General features: G+C 72.9%; 16 protein-coding genes. 5 read left to right on the forward strand and 11 right to left on the reverse strand.

What is annotated here, in order from left to right:
• Positions 1-120 precede the first annotated feature (120 nt).
• Positions 121-1,002, forward strand: a complete 882-nt coding sequence (locus B351_RS0112005; protein ID WP_019399287.1) for a methylglyoxal synthase — start codon at positions 121-123, stop codon at positions 1,000-1,002.
• Positions 1,002-1,769, forward strand: a complete 768-nt coding sequence (locus B351_RS0112010; RefSeq protein ID WP_019399288.1) for an NRDE family protein — start codon at positions 1,002-1,004, stop codon at positions 1,767-1,769. Before B351_RS0112005 ends, B351_RS0112010 begins: the two co-directional genes overlap by 1 nt.
• 263 nt (positions 1,770-2,032) lie before the next feature.
• Here B351_RS0112010 and bphP read toward each other — a convergent pair whose 3' ends face one another.
• Positions 2,033-3,925 carry a bacteriophytochrome BphP gene (bphP, locus tag B351_RS0112015; RefSeq protein WP_019399289.1) on the reverse strand — a complete coding sequence of 631 codons (1,893 nt, stop codon included), beginning with the start codon at positions 3,923-3,925 and terminating at the stop codon, positions 2,033-2,035.
• Positions 3,922-4,563 carry a biliverdin-producing heme oxygenase gene (locus B351_RS0112020; protein WP_019399290.1) on the reverse strand — a complete coding sequence of 214 codons (642 nt, stop codon included), beginning with the start codon at positions 4,561-4,563 and terminating at the stop codon, positions 3,922-3,924. Before B351_RS0112020 ends, bphP begins: the two co-directional genes overlap by 4 nt.
• A 139-nt stretch (positions 4,564-4,702) precedes the next feature.
• Here B351_RS0112020 and B351_RS0112025 point away from each other — a divergent pair, with 139 nt between their 5' ends.
• Positions 4,703-5,188, forward strand: coding sequence for a PepSY domain-containing protein (locus B351_RS0112025; RefSeq protein ID WP_037035195.1), 486 nt, complete (start codon positions 4,703-4,705; stop codon positions 5,186-5,188).
• Positions 5,189-5,224: 36 nt separating this feature from the next.
• Here the strand turns inward: B351_RS0112025 and B351_RS0112030 are convergent, their stop codons facing one another.
• The 6 genes from B351_RS0112030 to folE all read right to left on the reverse strand — a co-directional run bounded on the left by B351_RS0112030 (position 5,225) and on the right by folE (position 11,040).
• On the reverse strand, positions 5,225-6,454 hold the full coding sequence (locus tag B351_RS0112030; protein ID WP_019399292.1) for a TCR/Tet family MFS transporter: 1,230 nt from the start codon (positions 6,452-6,454) through the stop codon (positions 5,225-5,227).
• Between the two features lie 106 nt (positions 6,455-6,560).
• Positions 6,561-7,502 carry a D-hexose-6-phosphate mutarotase gene (locus B351_RS0112035; RefSeq protein ID WP_232207930.1) on the reverse strand — a complete coding sequence of 314 codons (942 nt, stop codon included), beginning with the start codon at positions 7,500-7,502 and terminating at the stop codon, positions 6,561-6,563.
• A gap of 187 nt (positions 7,503-7,689) precedes the next feature.
• Positions 7,690-8,658 carry an L-histidine N(alpha)-methyltransferase gene (gene egtD, locus B351_RS0112040; protein WP_019399294.1) on the reverse strand — a complete coding sequence of 323 codons (969 nt, stop codon included), beginning with the start codon at positions 8,656-8,658 and terminating at the stop codon, positions 7,690-7,692.
• 11 nt (positions 8,659-8,669) lie between these two features.
• Positions 8,670-9,968: an ergothioneine biosynthesis protein EgtB gene (gene egtB, locus B351_RS0112045; protein WP_019399295.1), complete on the reverse strand. Its 1,299-nt coding sequence runs from the start codon at positions 9,966-9,968 to the stop codon at positions 8,670-8,672.
• Positions 9,969-10,046: 78 nt separating this feature from the next.
• Positions 10,047-10,442, reverse strand: a complete 396-nt coding sequence (locus tag B351_RS0112050; RefSeq protein WP_019399296.1) for a YchJ family protein — start codon at positions 10,440-10,442, stop codon at positions 10,047-10,049.
• Between the two features lie 4 nt (positions 10,443-10,446).
• A complete protein-coding gene (folE, locus tag B351_RS0112055; RefSeq protein ID WP_019399297.1) occupies positions 10,447-11,040 on the reverse strand; it encodes a GTP cyclohydrolase I FolE in 594 nt (197 codons plus the stop codon).
• A 199-nt stretch (positions 11,041-11,239) separates the two neighbouring features.
• On the opposite strand from folE, the gene B351_RS0112060 reads away from it, so the two are divergent.
• Complete coding sequence (locus B351_RS0112060; RefSeq protein ID WP_232207931.1) at positions 11,240-13,150, forward strand: bifunctional diguanylate cyclase/phosphodiesterase; 1,911 nt, start codon at positions 11,240-11,242, stop codon at positions 13,148-13,150.
• 3 nt (positions 13,151-13,153) lie between these two features.
• On the opposite strand, the gene B351_RS0112065 is transcribed toward B351_RS0112060, so the two are convergent.
• Positions 13,154-14,299, reverse strand: coding sequence for an alpha/beta fold hydrolase (locus B351_RS0112065; RefSeq protein ID WP_019399299.1), 1,146 nt, complete (start codon positions 14,297-14,299; stop codon positions 13,154-13,156).
• A gap of 180 nt (positions 14,300-14,479) precedes the next feature.
• Between B351_RS0112065 and B351_RS0112070 the strand changes: the two genes are divergently transcribed.
• A complete protein-coding gene (locus B351_RS0112070; RefSeq protein ID WP_019399300.1) occupies positions 14,480-16,366 on the forward strand; it encodes a DUF885 family protein in 1,887 nt (628 codons plus the stop codon).
• A gap of 85 nt (positions 16,367-16,451) precedes the next feature.
• On the opposite strand, the gene B351_RS0112075 is transcribed toward B351_RS0112070, so the two are convergent.
• On the reverse strand, positions 16,452-16,679 hold the full coding sequence (locus B351_RS0112075; protein WP_019399301.1) for a hypothetical protein: 228 nt from the start codon (positions 16,677-16,679) through the stop codon (positions 16,452-16,454).
• A 132-nt stretch (positions 16,680-16,811) separates the two neighbouring features.
• On the reverse strand, positions 16,812-17,375 hold the full coding sequence (locus B351_RS0112085) for a YdeI/OmpD-associated family protein (protein WP_019399302.1): 564 nt from the start codon (positions 17,373-17,375) through the stop codon (positions 16,812-16,814).
• Positions 17,376-17,957: the final 582 nt, after the last annotated feature.

The following is a 17,957-nucleotide window of genomic DNA, read 5'->3' on the forward strand; positions in this document are numbered from 1 at the left end:
AGGCCCCTCCGCCTCCGGGGGGAGGGGTCGGGGACCGGCAGCGAGGCGGACACGCGCGCCAACTGATTCCGCTCCGACCCCGGCTAGACTTGTGGCATCCACCACCGGGGAGTGCCGCCTATGCGCATGGGTCTTGCCGCCAACCGCCTGCACCACGCCACCGAGGACGCCGCGCTGTTCCGCTGGCTGCGCGCCAGCGGCCAGGGCATCCGCGAGCTGGGGCTGGAACTGCACGCCGTCGGCCGCACCCATGACGCCATCGTCGCCGCCGGCATGCTGGCCGGCTACGCAGGCCTCAAGCGCTATCCCTACGGCCGCGACGGCGGGCTGATGAAGCTGGTGGCCGAGGTCGTGGGCATGGAGGGCGATGCGCGCACCCTGGACGGGGCGATCTACCTGATCGACCCGGTCGATCCTTCCTCGGTGTTCCCCGAGGCGATCGCGCTCAAGCGCCAGTGCGTGATCCACGGCAAGCCCTTCATCTCCACCGTGGCCAGCGCGCGCGACTGGATCGAGGTCGAGCGCATCCATGCCGGGCTGGCGCCGGATCCGGGCGCCGACCACTTCCACGCCTTCGAGTCGCAGACCCTGGCGCTGATCGCGCACGACGCGATGAAGCCGCAGATGCTGGCCTTCGCCGCCGAGAACTACGACGTGCTGTCGCGTTTCCGCCGCCGCGTGGCCACCGGCACCACCGGCCAGCGCCTCAACGAGATGGCCTGGAGCCGCGGCTGGCCGCAGGACACGCCCTGGGTGCACCGCTTCCTCAGCGGCCCGATGGGTGGCGACGCCCAGATCGCCGACCTGGTGCTGGAGCGCCGCTGCCAGCGCGCGGTGTTCTTCGAGGACCCGCACGTGGCGCGCCAGCACGAGGCCGACATCCAGCTGCTGGAGCGCGCGGTGACCACGGTCACCGACGAGGCGGTGTGCATCACCTCGCCGGCGGTGGCGGCGCGCTGGATCGCCGCGGTACGCAAGCGGCAGGCGCTGAGGCCGGCCTGATGTGCGTCGTCGCCTTCGCCTGGGACGCGCATCCGCGCTGGCGGCTGGTGCTGGCCGGCAACCGCGACGAGTTCCATGCACGCCCGACCGCGGCGCTGGCGCGCTGGGAGGATGCGCCGGGCATCGTTGCCGGGCGCGACCTCGAGGCCGGCGGCACCTGGCTGGGCGTGGACGATGCCGGACGCTGCGCGCTGGTGACCAACGTACGCGACCTGCGCGCGCCGCAGGACGGGCTTTCGCGCGGCCTGCTGGCCAGCGACTGGCTGCGCGGCCGCCAGGATGCCGATGGCGCCTCGCGCGACCTGCTCCCGTGCGCTGGCACCTATCGCCCCTTCAACCTGCTGCTGGCCGATCGCCGGCACTGCACGTGGACCAGCAACCGGCCGGCGCCGCGGCGCGCCGTGGTCGAGCCCGGCGTGCACACGCTTTCCAATGCCGCGCTGGATTCGGCCTGGCCGAAGGCCATGGCACTCGGTTCGCGCCTGCAGGCATGGCTGGATGCCGGCGGCGATGGCGGCAACCTCGCGCCCCTGTTCGACGCGCTGGCCGACGACCGTATCCATCCGGACGAAGCGCTGCCGGACACCGGCATCGGCCTGGAGCGCGAGCGCTGGCTGTCGGCCGCCTTCATCCGCGGCGCCGAATACGGCACCCGCGCCAGCACCGTGGTGTTGCTGGCGCGCGACGGCGGCGGCCTGATCGTCGAACGGCGCTGGGGGCCGATGGGTGCAGCGCTGGGCGAGACGCGGATGGAGCTGGCTTCGTAGCCCAGCCAAGGCCGCGCCCCTGCGCGGTTGAAACGCGACAACACCCGGGCCGTCGCCACGGCCCCGCACCGTTGAAGCGCGACGCTTCGGCTTGCGCAGCCGGCCAAGGCCGGAGGCCGCACGCCCGCAACCGGGAAAGGCATCGGCGCCCCGCCCTCTCCCACGGGAAGCGGGAACCCGGCTGCGCTTCGCCTACCCGGGCTACGTATACGCGCTCCGCGGTAACGTCACAGCGCGTGACGGCGCCCCTGCCCTGGTTATGGTTACGGCCCGCCCGCCGGGCGCAGCTGCAGCAGCCAGTGCGCGCCGGTTTCGGGCAGGGGTTCGAACTCGAAGATCCATGGCGTGCGGCGGCCGTCCTCGCCGCACAGGGGCAGCAGTTCGCGCAGCGGTTCGCCCCTGGCCAGGCGGCCTTCCAGGTCGCTTTCGGCGATCGCGGCGGCCAGCGCCGGGTCGAGTTCGCGCAGGTCCAGGCCCAGCGCGGCCGAGGCCACGGTGCCGCTGGCGCGGGCGAAGGCCGGGTTGACGAACACCAGGCGGCTGCGCGGCGGTTCGCCGGTGCGTTCGATGATGGCCACGCCGTGGCGCATGCGCGCCAGGGTCGCCTCCAGCAGTACCAGGTCCTGGCGGTCGCGCTTGCGCTCCATCAGTTCGATCAGCACGCGCAGGCTGCGCGCCGAGTCCAGGTGCAGCGGCGACCAGGCGCGCGAGCGGCCACGCACGGTGTCCTGCCACAGCTCGAAGCTCTTGCGCGGCGACAGCCGGCCGGGGATGTCCTCCAGCTTGGCCAGCTGCGGGTTGCCGGCCCAGTTCACCGTGCGCACCTGCTCGCGCCGGGTCCACAGCAGGGCGCTGCGCGCCTGTGGTTGAAGCGGCACGTAGATGAAGCCGGCGGCGTCGGGCGCCAGGTCGCCCAGTTCGGGGAACAGGGCGCCGATCTCGGACACGTGCAGGATGCCGGAGTGGTCGGTCTCGCGGCGCACCCCGGGGCTGGTCTCCAGCGCGGCGCGGATGCGGCGCAGGCCGGCCTCGTCCGGGGTGTGGCCGAGGCGGCTGAGCTGCTCGCCATGGAACACCGCCACGCCGTCGGCGTCGACCACGTCCAGCAGGTCGCCGGCCAGGTCGGTGAGCAGTTCCGGGGTGAAGCCCTCGGCCTCGGAGAAGGCAGTGATCAGCTTCTCGCGCACGGTCAGCAGCGACAGCTCCACCTCCGCGCGCGCGATCGCCTCCAGGCTGCCCACGCGCGCGGCCAGGGCCTGGCTCACCGCCTCGCAGGCCTCGCGCACGGTCTGGTCGACGAAGCGCGGCTGGTAGTGGTGGCAGGCGACCAGGCCCCACAGGCGGTCGTTGACCACCAGCGAGGTGACCAGGGTCGCGGCCACGCCCATGTTCGAAAGGTATTCGCAGTGCACCGGCGAGACGCTGCGCAGGGCGGCGTCGCTGAGGTCCAGCGGCTGGCCGTCGCGCGGGTCCAGCGCCGGCTCCACCGGCACCGGGGTGTAGCCCACGTCCACGATCTGGCGGATGCGGGTGCGCAGGTACAGCGCGCGCGCCTGCGCCGGGATGTCGCTGGCCGGGTAGTGCAGGCCCAGGTAGCTCTCCAGGCCGGGACGGCGCACCTCGGCGATCACGTCGCCGTGCCATTCCTCGTCGAAGCGGTAGACCATCACCCGGTCGTAGCCGGCCAGCGCGCGGATTTCGGCGGCGGCGTGGCGCGCGGCCTCGGCGATGTCCGGGGCGCGGTCGATCTCGCGCTGCGCGCGCAGGGCATCGCCCAGCGCCAGGGACTGCGCGCCCTGGGCCGGTTCCAGTTCCAGCAGCCAGCGCTGCGGGTACAGGTGCCAGGCGGCGGTCCAACGCGACAGGCCGGTGCGCACCACGGTGCACGGCGCATGCGCCAGGTGCACCGCCTGCTCCACCGGGCGCAGCGCCGCGGCCTGCGCCGGCGCCAGCTGCAGCAGTTCGTCCCAGCGCTGGCCCTGCACCTGGCCCTGGCCGCCGAGCAGCTCGGCGGCGGCATTGGCGCTGGCCTGCAGCACGCGGCCGTCGGCCGGGTCGACCACCAGCAGGATGCCGTGCGGCTGGATCGAACCGGGGATGTGGATCGGCTCGCGCGCGCAGGCGTCGAGGTCCGGCGCTTCGGGGGCAAGGCTCATGCGGGAACGGTTCCTGCGTCGTCGTGGACGACGCTGTTGCGGGCCAGCTGGCCATGGAAGTGGGTGAACATCGCCTGCGCGCCGGCGACCGCACGGGCGCGGCGGCTGGCATCCGGCAGCGCCTGTTCCAAGGCGGCGCGGAACGCCGGCCAGCCGGGGCCTTCGGCGGATTCGAAGTGGCGCACCGCGGCGCCCACCCCGGGCAGGCGCGCGCGCAGGTGGCGGGCGATCAGTTGCCCGCCCAGGGCCGAGCCCTCCACCACGTAGAGCATGCCCCAGGCCTCGGCCTCGCAGGCCGCGACCGGTCCCGGCACCTGCCCGGTATCGGGACGCACGCCCAGTGCCATCAGGTCGTAGCGCAGGCCCTCGGCACGCGGACGCCAGGGCCAGGCCAGCGCCTGCAGGCGCGCGGCATTGGCCTGTTCCCAGCCGGCGTGGATGCGCAGCAGCGCCTGCAGCACCTCGGCCACGATGTCCTCGTCGACCGCCGGCGACATCAACGCCGCCATCAGCGGCACCGACTCGACCTGCGCGTGCAGGCCTGCGGTGGCAGCCTGCAGGGTGCGCCACGCGGCGTCCTCGCGCGGTCGGCCGGGCGCGGCGCCGGGGCCGTCGGGAAGCGGGGGGGTTCCATCCATGGGGTGCAGCCTAGCAAAAGCAGCGCGGGCCACGACGCGTTCACCGCGCTGAACGCCGGCGGCGTCAGAACCGTGCCGTTCACCCGCCACTGAGCCGCGGCGCGGCAGGGTGCAGCCACACCCGAAGCAGGAGACTGCGATGAAGCGTACCGCCCGCCTTTACTTCCCCGCGATGGTCGCCCTGGCGCTGGCGCTGCCGGCCACCGCGCAGCAGACCGACCAGGCCAAGCCGGCCAATGCACCGGGCGCCGAGCGCCAGCAGGCCGCCAGCCAGGCCCTGACCGAGGTCCAGGTACGCGCGCTGCTGGCCAGCGCCGGCTACACCCGGATCAACGACGTGGAGTTCGACGACGGCATGTGGGAAGCCGACGCCACCAGCGCCGACGGCAAGCGGGTCGACGTGCGGGTGGACGCCGAGGGCCGCATCCATGCCGATGACCAGGTGTCCAGCCTCAGCGCCGAGGACGTGAAGGCGCGCCTGGCCGCCGCCGGCTACTCGAAGATCCACGACGTGGACTTCGACGACGGCATCTGGAAGGCGGAGGGTGAGCGCAAGGACGGGCAGAAGGTCGAGCTGCGCGTCGACCCGAAGGATGGCCGCATCCTCAACGTCGAGAACGACTGATCCACCGGGGTGGCCACCTTCGGGTGGCCGCGCCGCTTATTCCGCAGGCGGGCGCGCGTAACGCCAGCCGACCGCGAACGCCGCGCCCAGCAGCAGCGCCGCCAGCAGCCACGGCGCGCCCGGCAAGTGCGCCGGTGCGCGCCCGCCGATGAACAGCGCGAACACGCTGGTGAACAGCACCGGGCCGACGATGCCGGCCAGGCTCACCAGGCTCATCAGCGCGCCCTGGATGCGGCCTTGGGCTTCCGGCCCGACCTGGCGGGTGATCAGCGCCTGCGTGGCCGGCGAGGCCAGCGCCCACAGTGCGCTGACCGGCAGCGCCAGCAGGAACAGCCAGGGCGTGCCGGCAAAGCCGTAGATCGCGAAACCGGTCACGCCACAGCCCAGGCCCAGCAGCAGCGTGCGGCGCTCGCCCAGGCCGCGCACCACGCGCCCGACCAGCAGGGCGTTGACGATGATGCTCATCACGCCCACGCCGGCCAGCACCCAGCCCACTTCGCGCGGGCCCCAGGCGAAACGGTACTCGGCGAACAGCACGAACACGCTGGGATAGACGTAGTGCGCCAGGTTGGCCAGCAGCACCACCGCGGCCAGGCCGAACACCTGCGGGTAGCTGCGCAGCAGCACCATCGCCCCGAACGGGTTGGCATGGGCCAGGTCGAAGCGCGCCGTGCGCCGTTCCGGCGGCAGCGATTCGGGCAGCACGAACACGCCGTAGAGGAAGTTCAGCAGCGCCAGCCCGGCGGCGAACCAGAACGGCAGGCGCAGGTCGATCCCGCCCAGCCAGCCGCCGATCATCGGCCCGACCACGAAGCCCAGGCCGAAGGCGGCGCCAATCATGCCGTAGCTCCTGGCCCTGCGCTCGGGCGGGGTCACGTCGGCAATGTAGGCGTTGGCGGTGGTGAAGCTGGCCGAGGCCACGCCGGAGATGATGCGCGCCACCAGCAGCATGCCCAGCGAGGTGGACAGGGCCATGACCACGAAGTCCAGGCCCAGGCCCAGGCACGAGACCAGGATCACCGGACGCCGGCCGTAGCGGTCCGACAACGCGCCCTGCACCGGGGTGGACAGGAACTGCACCGCGGCAAACACCATGCCGAAGATGCCGACCCAGTGCGCCGCGGCCGCCAGGTCGCCACCGGTGAACTCCTGCACCAGATGCGGCAGCACCGGGATGATCACGCCGAACGACAGCACGTCGATCAGCACGGTGACGAAGATGAAGACCAGCGCGGCCGTGCGCCGGTGGGAAGCGATTGGACTCACGCGGGGTGGCCGGCTGGAGACAGGCGCGCATTATCGGGCAGACGCCGCGCGGGCGCGCGGCGATGGGTGCCGACAACCACGCAGGCACGCACGCGGCCGGCCCCGGTCAAAGCGGCTGCACGGCGATGGTCTGCACCAGCGCGTGCGCCTGCCCGGGCGCCAGAGCGACCAGGTCCGGTCCGGCATTGGCCGCCTCCACGCACAGGAACTGGCGCCAGTGCGGGCCGACGTCGGCCATCTTCGCCGCCGCCTGCGCGCCGGGATTCCACACCACCGCGCTGCGACCGCCCTCCACCTGCAGTTCGATCGCGCGGCCCAGGCCCGGATCGACCAGGCGGTAGCGGCCGCCGGCGGCGGGATAGGTGCGGTCGCTGCGGCCGGGGTCGCGCGGATCGGCCAGGATCCAGTCGCCGTGCTGGGCGTGGGCGCGGTAGCCGTCGTTCTTGTCCAGGTAGGTGCGCCCGTCCAGGCCCTCGACCCGTACCTGCTCCACGTCGGCGACGCGGAAGTAGTTGTGCAGCGCCTCGGTGAAGACCACCGGCGCGCTGCCGGCGTTGGTGGTCAGCAGCGCCTGGCGCAGGTGGCGGCCGACGTGGACCTCGGTGCGCAGGCGCAGGTCAAGGCCCTGCAGCGCCGGCGGCTCCAGCACCACGGTGATGCCATCGTCCGCCGCGCGTGCCGCCACCAGGCGCCACGGCAGGGTGCGCACGAAGCCATGCGAGGGCACGTCGTTGCCCTGGCCCTGGCGGCCGAAGAACGGCCAGCACACCGGGGTGCCACCGCGGATCGGCGTGGGCAGCTCCGCGCGCAGCGGCGACAGCCAGAACACGTCCTGGCCGCCGCGCGGCACGTACGACAGCACCTGGCCGCCGAACAGCGCGATCGCCGCGCTGGCGTGCGGGGTTTCCACCAGCACCGCGTCCAGGCCCTCGAACCGGCCCAGGCGTACGCCAGGTACATCGATGGCCGTGTCGCTGGCGGTAGTGGCGGGCGACTGCTGCCAGGCGGCGAAGTCGGGAGGCATGCCGAAGACGGTGGGACTGGTCACGGTGGTAGCGGTCGCTGTGGGAGGGGCGGGCGCCGCGTCCGGCAACGGCGCACGCGCCTCCGGCCCGCTGCAGGCGGTTGCCAGCAGGCAGCACAGGACCAGGCGGATGCGGGACGTCGCTCGGCTCATGCGGTATGCGGACGTGGAATCCGCTGCATGATACCCGGCGCACGTGGCCTGCCCTCGGTCAACGCGCGGCCTGGCGCAGCAGGCGCAGGCCGAAACCCTCCGGCTCGCCACCCCAGCCGTCGACCACCTCCAGCCCAGCGCGCGCGGCCAGCGCGGAGAAGCCCCGGTCGGTGTACTTGTGGCTGTACTCGACCTCGATCGCCTCGCCCTCGGCGAAGTCGAACGCCAGGTCGGCCACGTGCACCCGCTGCGGCCGCAGGCTCACCAGGCGGGTCTCGATGCGCTCGCGCTGCGGGACGTAGCGCGCGTCATGGGCGAAGCCGGACAGGTCGAAGTCCGCGGCCAGCTCGCGGTTGAGCCGCACCAGCAGGTTGAGGGTGAACTCGGCGGTGACCCCGGCGGCGTCGTTGTACGCGGCCTCGACCAGCGCCGGGTCCTTGACCAGGTCGATGCCCACCAGCGCGCGCCCGTCGCGGCCGATGGTCTCGCGCATCGCAGCCAGCAGCCGCACCGCCTCGGCCTCGACGAAGTTGCCCAGGGTCGAACCGGGGAAGAACACCAGGGTGCGCGCCGGCGCGCGCGGCGGCCGCGGCAGCTGCAGCGGGCGGGTGAAGTCGGCCTGCAGCGGCAGCATCGCCACCCCGGGGAAGCGCGGGCGCAGGCGCGCCACGCAGGCTTCCAGCGCCGCCGGCGAGATCTCCACCGGGGTGTAGGCCAGCGGCGCGCGCAGCCCGGCCAGCAGGCGCTCGGTCTTCAGGCCGCTGCCACTGCCGTACTCGACCACGTGCGCGTCCGCGCCCACCGCCGCGGCGATGGCCGGCATGCGCGCGTGCAGCAGGGCCAGCTCCACCCGGGTCAGGTAGTACTCCGGCTGCCGGGTGATGGCCTCGAACAGGGCCGAGCCGCGGGCGTCGTAGAAGTACTTGGATGGCAGCCGCCGCGGCCGTGCCGAAAGCCCGGCCAGCACGTCCTCGCGCAGGGTCGGCCCGGCGGGCACGGGATTGGCGGCGAGCGCGGCGGGCGGCATCAGGGCTCCGCTCAGCTGCGCGGCAGGTCGCGGGCCAGGCGCAGGCCCGAGAACTGCCAGCGCGCGTGCGGGGGGAAGAAGTTGCGGTAGCTCGCGCGCACGTGGCCGCGCGGGGTGGCGCAGCTGCCGCCACGCAGCACGAACTGGCCACTCATGAACTTGGCGTTGTACTCGCCGGTGTCGTCCTGCCAGGGACGGAAGCCGGGATAGGCGAGGTAGGCGCTGCACGTCCATTCCCAGGCGTCGCCGTACAGCTGCAGCGGCCCCTGGCCGGCCCCGGCCGATGGCGGGCACGGCTCCAGCACGCCGTCGTCGGCGAAGTGCCCGTCCGGCGGCAGCTGGCGCGCGGCGTGTTCCCATTCGGCCTCGGTCGGCAGGCGCGCCCCGGCCCAGCGGGCGAAGGCGTCGGCCTCGTAATAGCTGAGGTGGCAGACCGGCGCGTGCGGGGCCAGCGCGCGCAGGCCGCCCAGGGTGAAGGCCTGCTCCAGGTCCGGCTCCCAGTACAGCGGCCGTTCCCAGCCCTCGGCCTGGACCCGGGCCCAGCCGTCGCTGAGCCACAGCCGTGGATCGCGATAGCCGCCGTCCTCCACGAACTGACGGTACTCGGCGTTGCTCACCGGCCGGCTGGCCAGCGCGTGCGGCGCCAGCAGCACGCGGTGCATGGGGGACTCGTTGTCGTAGGCGAAGTCCGGCGCCTGCGGCCAGGCCGGGGCGCCGATCTCCACCACCTGCTCGCCGCTGCCGATCCAGTGCAGCGGCAACGCGGAGGCGGGGCGCGCGGCCGGATCCGGCAGGTCCGGGCGGTAGGCCGGGCGCAGCGGCTGGCTCCACAGCGCGTGCTTGAGGTCGGTCAGCAGCAGCTCCTGGTGCTGCTGCTCGTGGTGCAGGCCCAGCTCCAGCCGGCGCAGCTGCGCCGGCGCCAGGGTGCCGGCCTTGAGCAGGCGCAGCACGCGCGCGTCCACCGCCTCGCGCCAGGCCAGCACCGCAGCCAGCGACGGCCGCGACAGCAGCCCGCGCTGCGGCCGCGGCTGGCGCGGGCCGGCGCTGTCGTAGTAGCTGTTGAACAGGTAGTGCCAGTGCGGCTGCAGCGGCTCCAGGCCCGCCGGGGCCAGCACGAAGTGCTCGAAGAACCAGGTGGTGTGGGCCAGGTGCCATTTGGCCGGGCTGGCGTCGGCCATGCTCTGCAGCATGGCGTCCTCGGGCGACAGCGGCGCAGCCAGGGCCACGCTGGCGGCACGTACGGCGGCGTAGCGGGCGGCCGTGGCCTGGCAGTGGCGGGCGGGGATGGGGACTTGGGTGGCCAGGTCCATCGCGGCACGCTAGCCGGGCGCCCATGAGCGCTGCGTCAGGGAAGCGTTAGGCGGATGCGGAGAGGGAGGGACCCGCGTTCACGAGACGTCGCCGTCGACGTAGTACCAGCGGCCGCCCCCGCGCACGAAGCGGCTGCGCTCGGTCATGCGCACGGCGGGGCGGCCGCCGGCACGGTAGCGGGCGACGAACTCGACCTCGGCGCGGTCGCCGGCGGCGCGGTGGGACTTGATGGCCAGGCCCAGCCAGACCACGCGCAGGCCGTCCGGATCGTCCAGGTCCAGCGCGGTGGGGCGGGTGGAGGGGTGCCAGGTGGCGCGCAGGTAGTCCGGCAGGCCCAGCACGTAGGCGCTGTAGCGCGAGCGCATCAGCGCCAGCGCGTCCGGGGCCGGTTCGCCGCCGTGCCAGCGGCCGCAGCAGGCCTCGTAGGGCCGGCCGGTGCCGCAGGGGCAGTCGCGGGTCTCCAGCGCGGCCATGGCCTCAGCGCCGGCCCTCGATGAAGCGCAGGAACTCCGAGCGGGTGCGCGCGTCCTCGCGGAAGCTGCCGAGCATGCACGAGGTCACCATGCTCACCCCGCGCTTGTGCACGCCGCGGGTGGTCATGCACTCGTGCGCGCCGACCACCACCACGCCCACGCCCTGCGGCTGCAGCACGTCCTGGATGGTGTGGGCGATCTGCGCGGTCATCTTCTCCTGCACCTGGAAGCGGCGCGCGTAGGCGTCCACCACCCGGGCCAGCTTGCTGATGCCCACGACCTTGCCCGCCGGCAGGTAGCCCACGTGGACCCGGCCGATGATCGGGGCCATGTGGTGCTCGCAGTGGCTTTCGTACTCGATGTCGCGCAGCACGATCATCTCGTCGTAGCCGGCCACCTCCTCGAAGGTGCGGGCCAGGTACTCGCGCGGGTCCTCGCGGTAGCCACTGAACCAGTCGCCGTAGGCCTCGGCCACCCGCCGCGGGGTGTCCAGCAGGCCCTCGCGGCCGGGGTCCTCGCCCGCCCAGCGCAGCAGGGTGCGCACGGCCTCCTCGGCCTGCTCCCGGGTGACGGCGGGGGTGGGGGAACTGGAAGTCATGGGCGGCGATACGGTCCGGGGGGAGCGGGAATCGTACCCGACCGGCCGCCGCCCCGCCCCCGCTCAACTTTCACCGGCCGCCGCCGCTCTATCCGGGGACCACACGCCCTCGCCGAGCAGTCGCGGCGCGCGGGGGCCCGAGGCCGGGAGCCACATGCCACCAGCAGGACCCATCGCCAGGCTGCGGGAGCTGATCCCAGTGACGTCGGGTGACCCGGCGTTGCTGAAGGCGCAGTACCGCGCGTTCGCCGGCCAACTCCCGCTCATGTACGCGCTGCTGGTCGCCAATACCTGGCTGCTGGCCTGGACCCACATGGCCCACGCCCCGCCCTGGCTGACCGTGGGCGCGCCGGCGCTGCTGACCCTCAGCTGCCTGGTCCGCTTCGCGCAGTGGTGGCGCGGGCGCGGCCAGGTCCCGGACCCGGCCCAGGCCCGCCGCGCGCTGGTCTGGAGCACCCGCCTGGCCTGGCCGCTGGCGCTGGCGTTCACCCTCTGGGCGCTGGCCCTGTTCCCGTACGGGGACGCCTACGCGCGCTCGCACGTGGCCTTCTACATGGCCACGTCCGCCACCGTGATCCAGCTGTACATGATGCACCTGCGCCCGGCGATGCTGGGGGTGGCGATCATCTTCAACGGCGGCTTCATCCTGTTCTTCGCCACCACCGGGGAGCCGACCTTCGTGGCCATGGCCCTGGGCGTGGCGCTGATGACCTTCGGCGTGGTCTCCACCCTGCTGCGCCAGTACCGGCGCTTCACCGCCCTGGTCGGCGCGCGCCTGCACGCCGAGCGGCTGGGCGCGGAGAACCTGCGCCTGGCCAACATCGACAGCCTCACCCGGCTGCCCAACCGGCGCGCCTTCTTCGCCACGCTCACCGAGGCCTGCGCCCGCGCCGACGCCAATGGCACGCGCCTGGCGGTGGGCATCATCGACCTGGACGGGTTCAAGCCGATCAACGACCTGCACGGCCACCTGGCCGGCGACCGCCTGCTGCGCCAGGTCGGCCGGCGCCTGGCCAGGCTGGCCGACGGCCGCGTGCACCTGGCGCGCCTGGGCGGCGACGAGTTCGCGCTGATCGCCGAGGACCTGGGCGACGACGCCGCCTACGTGGCCTTCGCCCGCCACGTCTGCGCGCAGCTGCGCGAGCCGTTCCAGCTGCAGGACATGGCGCTGCAGGTAACCGCCACCATGGGCCTGGTGCTGTACCCGGACCTGGCCGGCCATGCCGAGGACCTGTACGAGCGCGCCGACTACGCCCTGTACCACGGCAAGCGCCAGCACCGCGGCGGAGTAAGCCTGTTCTCGGCCGACCACCACCACCGCATCCAGCACGAGGCAGCGATCGAGCAGGCGCTGCGCAACGCCGACCTGGAGGCGCAGCTGTCGGTCGCGTTCCAGCCGATCATGTGCATGGCCACCGGCAAGGCGCTGGCGTTCGAGGCGCTGGCGCGCTGGACCCACCCGCAACTGGGCCCGGTCTCGCCGGCGGACTTCATCCCGGTGGCCGAGCGCGCCGGCCTGGTGCACCGGATCACCCGCATCCTGCTGGGCAAGGCGCTGGCCGAGGCCGCGCACTGGCCGGAACCGGTGGGGTTGTCGTTCAACCTGTCGATGCACGACCTCGGCTCGGGCGAGGACCTGGCCGGGCTGCTGGAGATGATCGAGCGCAGCGGCGTGCACCCGGCCCGGATCGACATGGAGATCACCGAGACGGCGGTGCTGCACGACACCGCCCAGCTGCAGCGCGCGGCCGGGCAGCTGCGCGGGCTGGGCTGCGGCGTGTCGCTGGACGACTTCGGCACCGGCTTCTCCAGCCTCAGCCAGCTGCTGGCGCTGCCGCTGACCAAGATCAAGATCGACCGCCGCTTCGTCACCGGCATCCCGGACAAGCCCACCAGCATGAAGATCGTGCGCTCGCTGCTGGCGCTGAGCCGCGACATGGAGCTGGGCTGCGTGATCGAGGGGGTGGAGACGCGCGAGGAGCTGGCGGTGTTGCGCGAGCTGGGCGGCAACCTGATGCAGGGCTACCTGTTCGCGCGGCCGATGCCGGCTGAAGCGGTGCGCGCCTGGCTGGAGAGCGCGCAGCGCGCGCCGGCACCCGCCGGCGCCTGAGCCTCAGCGCGCGGAGCCGACGCCGGCGCCGTCATTGGCACCGCCCTCCTCGCCGGCGACCGCCAGCGGGCGCACGTGCTGCAGCAGCGCCACCAGGGCATGGCCGGGTTCCTCCCACGGGACCAGGTGCGCGGAGCGCTCGAACCACTCGCCGTGGCGGTAGGGCGCGCGCACCTGCCGCAGCCATTCCTCCGTGGGCTGCGAGGGCGTGGTGTAGTCGTGGCGGCCCATGAACATCACCACCGGGAGCGGGAACTGGCGCACGCCGCGGAAATCGACCTGCAGGAACCCCTCCAGCACCCGGCCCAGGGTGAACAGGCTGCCGGCGTCGATCGCGCAGCGGTCGGCGTCGTCGTAGTCCGGCGACAGCAGGGCGCCGTGGAAGAACCAGCGCGAGTTGTCGCGGAACGCGCTGAGCCCGCCGTAGTGCTGCGCCCACTTGCGCGCGGTGACGATGCGCTCGCGGGTCAGCGGCGCGTCGCCGGGATAGGGGGCGATCGCCTCCATCTCCGCCACCGCCGCGGCATTGCCCTCGGCGCGGGCGCGGGCCAGGCCGTACTCGAAGCTCAGGCGTTCGTTGGTCCGGGCATGGATCACCTGGCCGATGCCGACGTAGGCATGGAACAGGTCCGGCCGCTGCAGCGCGGCCTGCATGCCGACCACCGTGCCCCAGCTGTGCCCGGCCAGCACCAGCTTGCGCTTGCCGTAGCGCTGGCGCAGGTGCTCGGCCAGGGCGATGGCGTCGTCCACGTACTGCTGGATGCGCAGGGTGCCGTCGATCGCCTCCGGCGGGTTGAGCCGGAAGGTGCGGCCGGCGCCGCGCTGGTCGTAGTGGACGACGGTGAAGTACTCCTCCAGCGGGCGCTGGAACTGCCACAGGGTCGGGATCACCGGCGAGGCAGGCCCGCCGTGCACGAACAGCAGCAGCGGGTTGGCGCGGTCCTGGCCGCGCACGTGGACCCAGTGGCGCACGCCGTTGACCGGCACTTCGTACGCCTCCTGCACGCCTTCCGGAGCGACGATGCGCTCCAGCTCGGCGAGCAGTTCGCGCCCCGGGGCGTAGGCCGCGTGGTCGGCGCAGTCCTCCGCCGCGGCGGCGGGGATCCAGGCGGCAAGGCAACCAAGCAGGAGGAGGGCGGCACGATGCATGGGCGGTTCCGGTTCGGCACGGGCCGGCGCGATTGTGGGCAGCCGCCGCCGGCGCGGCATATGCCACAGGTCCCGGGGCGCGTGATCGCCGTCGCTCCGCCATGACCAGGGCCACGGTGCGGCGCGCCCCCCGCATGCAGCAGAATGCGGCGGTTGTCCCCACTTCCGGAGAGTTGTCCCGTGCGTCCTGCCCTTGCCCGCAGCACCCTCGCCATCGCCCTCGGCCTCGCCCTGCCGCTGGCCCTGACCGCCTGCAGCCAGGGAGACACCGGCAACGCCGGCACCTCCCAGGCAGCCGCGCCGGACGCGGCGGCCGTCCAGGCCGAGACCCAGCGCCTCAATGCCTGGTTCGACGCCAAGTACGAGGAGGCGCTGCGCTTCAGCCCGATGCAGCTGACCTTCCTCGGCCGCAAGGAGCTGTACGACCAGCTCGACGACATGTCCGAGGCCGGCCTGCGCCAGCGCGTGGAGTGGCTGGAGGCCTCGGTGCGCGAGATGGAATCGCAGTTCGACTACGCGCGCCTGGACCCGGAGGCGCAGCTGTCCTGGGACCTGTGGAAGAAGCAGGCCGAGCGCGCCCGGGTCGAGCTGCAGTACCTGGCGCACGACTATCCGTTCGAGCAGATGGGCGGCCGCCAGAGCGAACTGCCGACCTTCCTGATCGGCTTCCACAAGGTCGACGAGGAGCAGGACTACCTGGCCTACGTCTCGCGCCTGCAGAAGGTGGGCGTGGCCTTCGACCAGCTGCTGGAGCGCGCCCGCGCCTCGGCCGCCGCCGGCATCCGCCCGCCGCGGTTCGCGCTGGAGGGCGTGATCGACCAGTCGCGCAAGGTGATCACCGGCGCGCCGTTCGGCGCCGGCACCGACAGCGCGCTGTGGGCCGACGCCCAGGCCAAGGCCGATGCCCTGGTCCAGGCCGGGAAGATCGACGCCGCCCGCGCCGGCGAGCTCAAGCAGCAGGCGCGCGCCGCCCTGCTGGAGTCGGTGAAGCCGGCCTACGAGCGGGTGATCGCCTTTGCCGAGGCCGAGCTGCCCAACGCCCTGGTCAACCCCACCGGCGTCGGCCAGACCCATCCGGACGGCGCGGCCTATTACGCCGCCCAGCTCAAGCGCCACACCTCCACCGACATGACCGCCGAGCAGATCCACGAGCTGGGCCTGGCCGAGGTCGCGCGCCTGCGCGGCGAGCTGGAGCAGGTGCAGAAGCAGCTGGGCATCGAGGGCGACCTGCAGGCGTTCTTCCGGCAGGTGCAGTCCGATCCCAAGCGGCTGTACCCGAACACCGACGCCGGCCGCCAGGCCTACATCGACGACGCCACCGCCAAGATCGGGAACATCAAGCAGCACCTGCCGGAGTACTTCGGCCTGCTGCCCAAGGCCAACCTGGTGGTCAAGCGCGTGGAGGCGTTCCGCGAGCAGGACGGCGCCGCCCAGCACTACTACCCCGGCACCCCGGACGGCTCGCGCCCGGGCATCTACTACGCGCACCTGTCGGACATGAACTCCATGCCCAGGACCGAGCTGGAGGTGATCGCGTACCACGAGGGCCTGCCCGGCCACCACATGCAGATCTCCATCGCCCAGGAGCTGACCGGGGTGCCGCAGTTCCGCACCCAGATGTTCGACACCGCCTACGCCGAGGGCTGGGGCCTGTACGCGGAATGGCTGGCCAAGGAGATGCCGGGCACCTACGAGGATCCGTATTCGGAGTACGGCCGGCTGATGTCGGAGATGTGGCGCGCGATCCGCCTGGTGGTGGATACCGGCATGCACGCCAAGGGCTGGACCGAGGAACAGGCGGTGGAATACTTCCGCGCCAACAGCTCGGTGCCGGACGCGGCGATCCGCTCGGAGATCCAGCGCTACCTGGTGATGCCCGGCCAGGCCACCGCGTACAAGGTCGGCATGATCCGCATCCAGCAGCTGCGGCGGAAGGCCGAGGAGGCACTGGGCGAGCGCTTCGACATCCGCGGCTTCCACGACGCGGTGCTGGGCGGCGGCGCGATGCCGCTGGACCTGCTGGAGCGTCGCGTCGACGCCTGGATCGCCTCGCGCAAGCAGGCCTGACCCCGGCCCGGGAAGCAGGAAGGCCCGGCGAAAGCCGGGCCTTTTTGCACCACATGGCGGCGGGACAGGGCCTTGCAGGCACCAATCAGCAATCCCGAACCACGGCCCCGCGCCGCCCGCCGCCCAGCAGCCGGGCCGGCAGCATCAGCAGCGCGCGCAGCAGCTCGAACAGGGCCGAGCAGGTGATGCCCACCAGCCGCAGCGGCAGCGACAGCAGCCACACCAGCGGCCACAGCAACAGGGCCAGGATCGCCAGCGGCCAGCACAGGACCAGCAGCAGGCACCAGGCGGCAAGCGCGAACAGGGTGTTCATCGGCGGCAGTCCTCCTCGGTCATGCCAGGCAAGCCTCGGCGGCCGCGGACGGAGCCGCAAGCGCGCTGCGACGGAACCGGGAATGCGCCGACGGAACCCCGCCAGCGGCGACCGGCGCGCGCCCGCCTCCGCTCAGGGCGCCGGTTCGGGCGCGGCGAAGGCCTTGCTGTAGATCCCGGATCGGTCGAAGCAGCAGGCCCGCCGCTTGCCCTTGGCCAGCATGTCGCAGGCGCTGGCGATGCGGCGGGCGCGGGTCTCGGCCTTCTTGCCCGAGCTGATCCAGTGGATCCAGTCGCGGCGCGCCGCCGCGGTGATGTCGCGCCAGGTGGCCAGCGCCCGCGACTGCGCGGCCAGCGCGCGCTCCAGGTCCTCCGGCACTTCGGGTTCCGGCTCCTGCTCCAGCGGGGCGATCTCCAGCGCGACCTCCTGCCCGGCCGCGACCCCGGCCGCCGCGGCCAGGGCCGGCTCCACCTTCAGCCAGTGGCCGCCCTTCCCGTCCGGCTGCAGGGTGGCCTGGAAGGGTTGTCCGGCGAAGGTGCCGGCCACGCTTACCTGGCCACGGCTGGGCAGGCGGGCACTGGCGGCGGCGGGCAGGACGAGGAAGGTCCAGTCGGCATCGGCCGGGCGCAGGGGCCGGGCCAGGCGGGCCCGGAAGCGGACCGGGCCGGGAGACGGGGCGGAAGTCTTGCGGGCCATGGCCCAGCCCTACACCGGCCGGTCACGGCCGGGACTGTAAATCACCGTGGCCGCGTCCCTCCCCCCGGGACGCGGCCACGGCCAGCAGGTCACCAGGTGGAGGTCGTTGCAGCCGCGACCCCGTCACGGCGCCACATTCGACCGCATGGCTGCTGGTTTGGAACGGAACCAGCCTGCCAATTGTTCGGTACATCCGAACCCCCTTTGGACCCCTGTCCCGACCTACGTATGCAGGCCAGGGGGAGGCCAGGTTCCGCGGCCAATGGGGCCCGCGGTCTGGCTGAGGCGCTGCGCTCCCCCGAGTCGCGCGCCACTCCCGGGGCTGAACATAACGTGATTTTCCGGTTCTGGGAACGCTACCAGTAGAGGTGCATATGGTGCGGCGCAACGCGGCCGCGGCCCGGGCCGCGCCTTGACCCCGGTTTCACCGCACTGAATCCCCACAAAACCTTCACGCGACAAGCAGTTGCAATTTAATTAATTCATCAATTAAATCCGGGGCCATGAGCCCGGACACCCCTCCCGAAACCCAGGATCCACCCGTGACCGCTATCACGAAGCGCGCGCGGCCCCGTCCCGGGC

Source organism: Pseudoxanthomonas sp. GW2, assembly GCF_000283075.1.
Classification (GTDB): Bacteria; Pseudomonadota; Gammaproteobacteria; order Xanthomonadales; family Xanthomonadaceae; genus Pseudoxanthomonas.

What these genes read in the sequence shown, in the direction of transcription:
- B351_RS0112005 (WP_019399287.1), top strand. Translation starts at nt 121, where the DNA reads ATGCGCATGGGTCTTGCCGCCAACCGCCTGCACCACGCCACCGAGGAC.
- B351_RS0112010 (WP_019399288.1), top strand. Translation starts at nt 1,002, where the DNA reads ATGTGCGTCGTCGCCTTCGCCTGGGACGCGCATCCGCGCTGGCGGCTG.
- bphP (WP_019399289.1), bottom strand. Translation starts at nt 3,925, where the DNA reads ATGAGCCTTGCCCCCGAAGCGCCGGACCTCGACGCCTGCGCGCGCGAG.
- B351_RS0112020 (WP_019399290.1), bottom strand. Translation starts at nt 4,563, where the DNA reads ATGGATGGAACCCCCCCGCTTCCCGACGGCCCCGGCGCCGCGCCCGGC.
- B351_RS0112025 (WP_037035195.1), top strand. Translation starts at nt 4,703, where the DNA reads ATGAAGCGTACCGCCCGCCTTTACTTCCCCGCGATGGTCGCCCTGGCG.
- egtD (WP_019399294.1), bottom strand. Translation starts at nt 8,658, where the DNA reads ATGCCGCCCGCCGCGCTCGCCGCCAATCCCGTGCCCGCCGGGCCGACC.
- egtB (WP_019399295.1), bottom strand. Translation starts at nt 9,968, where the DNA reads ATGGACCTGGCCACCCAAGTCCCCATCCCCGCCCGCCACTGCCAGGCC.
- B351_RS0112050 (WP_019399296.1), bottom strand. Translation starts at nt 10,442, where the DNA reads ATGGCCGCGCTGGAGACCCGCGACTGCCCCTGCGGCACCGGCCGGCCC.
- folE (WP_019399297.1), bottom strand. Translation starts at nt 11,040, where the DNA reads ATGACTTCCAGTTCCCCCACCCCCGCCGTCACCCGGGAGCAGGCCGAG.
- B351_RS0112065 (WP_019399299.1), bottom strand. Translation starts at nt 14,299, where the DNA reads ATGCATCGTGCCGCCCTCCTCCTGCTTGGTTGCCTTGCCGCCTGGATC.
- B351_RS0112075 (WP_019399301.1), bottom strand. Translation starts at nt 16,679, where the DNA reads ATGAACACCCTGTTCGCGCTTGCCGCCTGGTGCCTGCTGCTGGTCCTG.
- B351_RS0112085 (WP_019399302.1), bottom strand. Translation starts at nt 17,375, where the DNA reads ATGGCCCGCAAGACTTCCGCCCCGTCTCCCGGCCCGGTCCGCTTCCGG.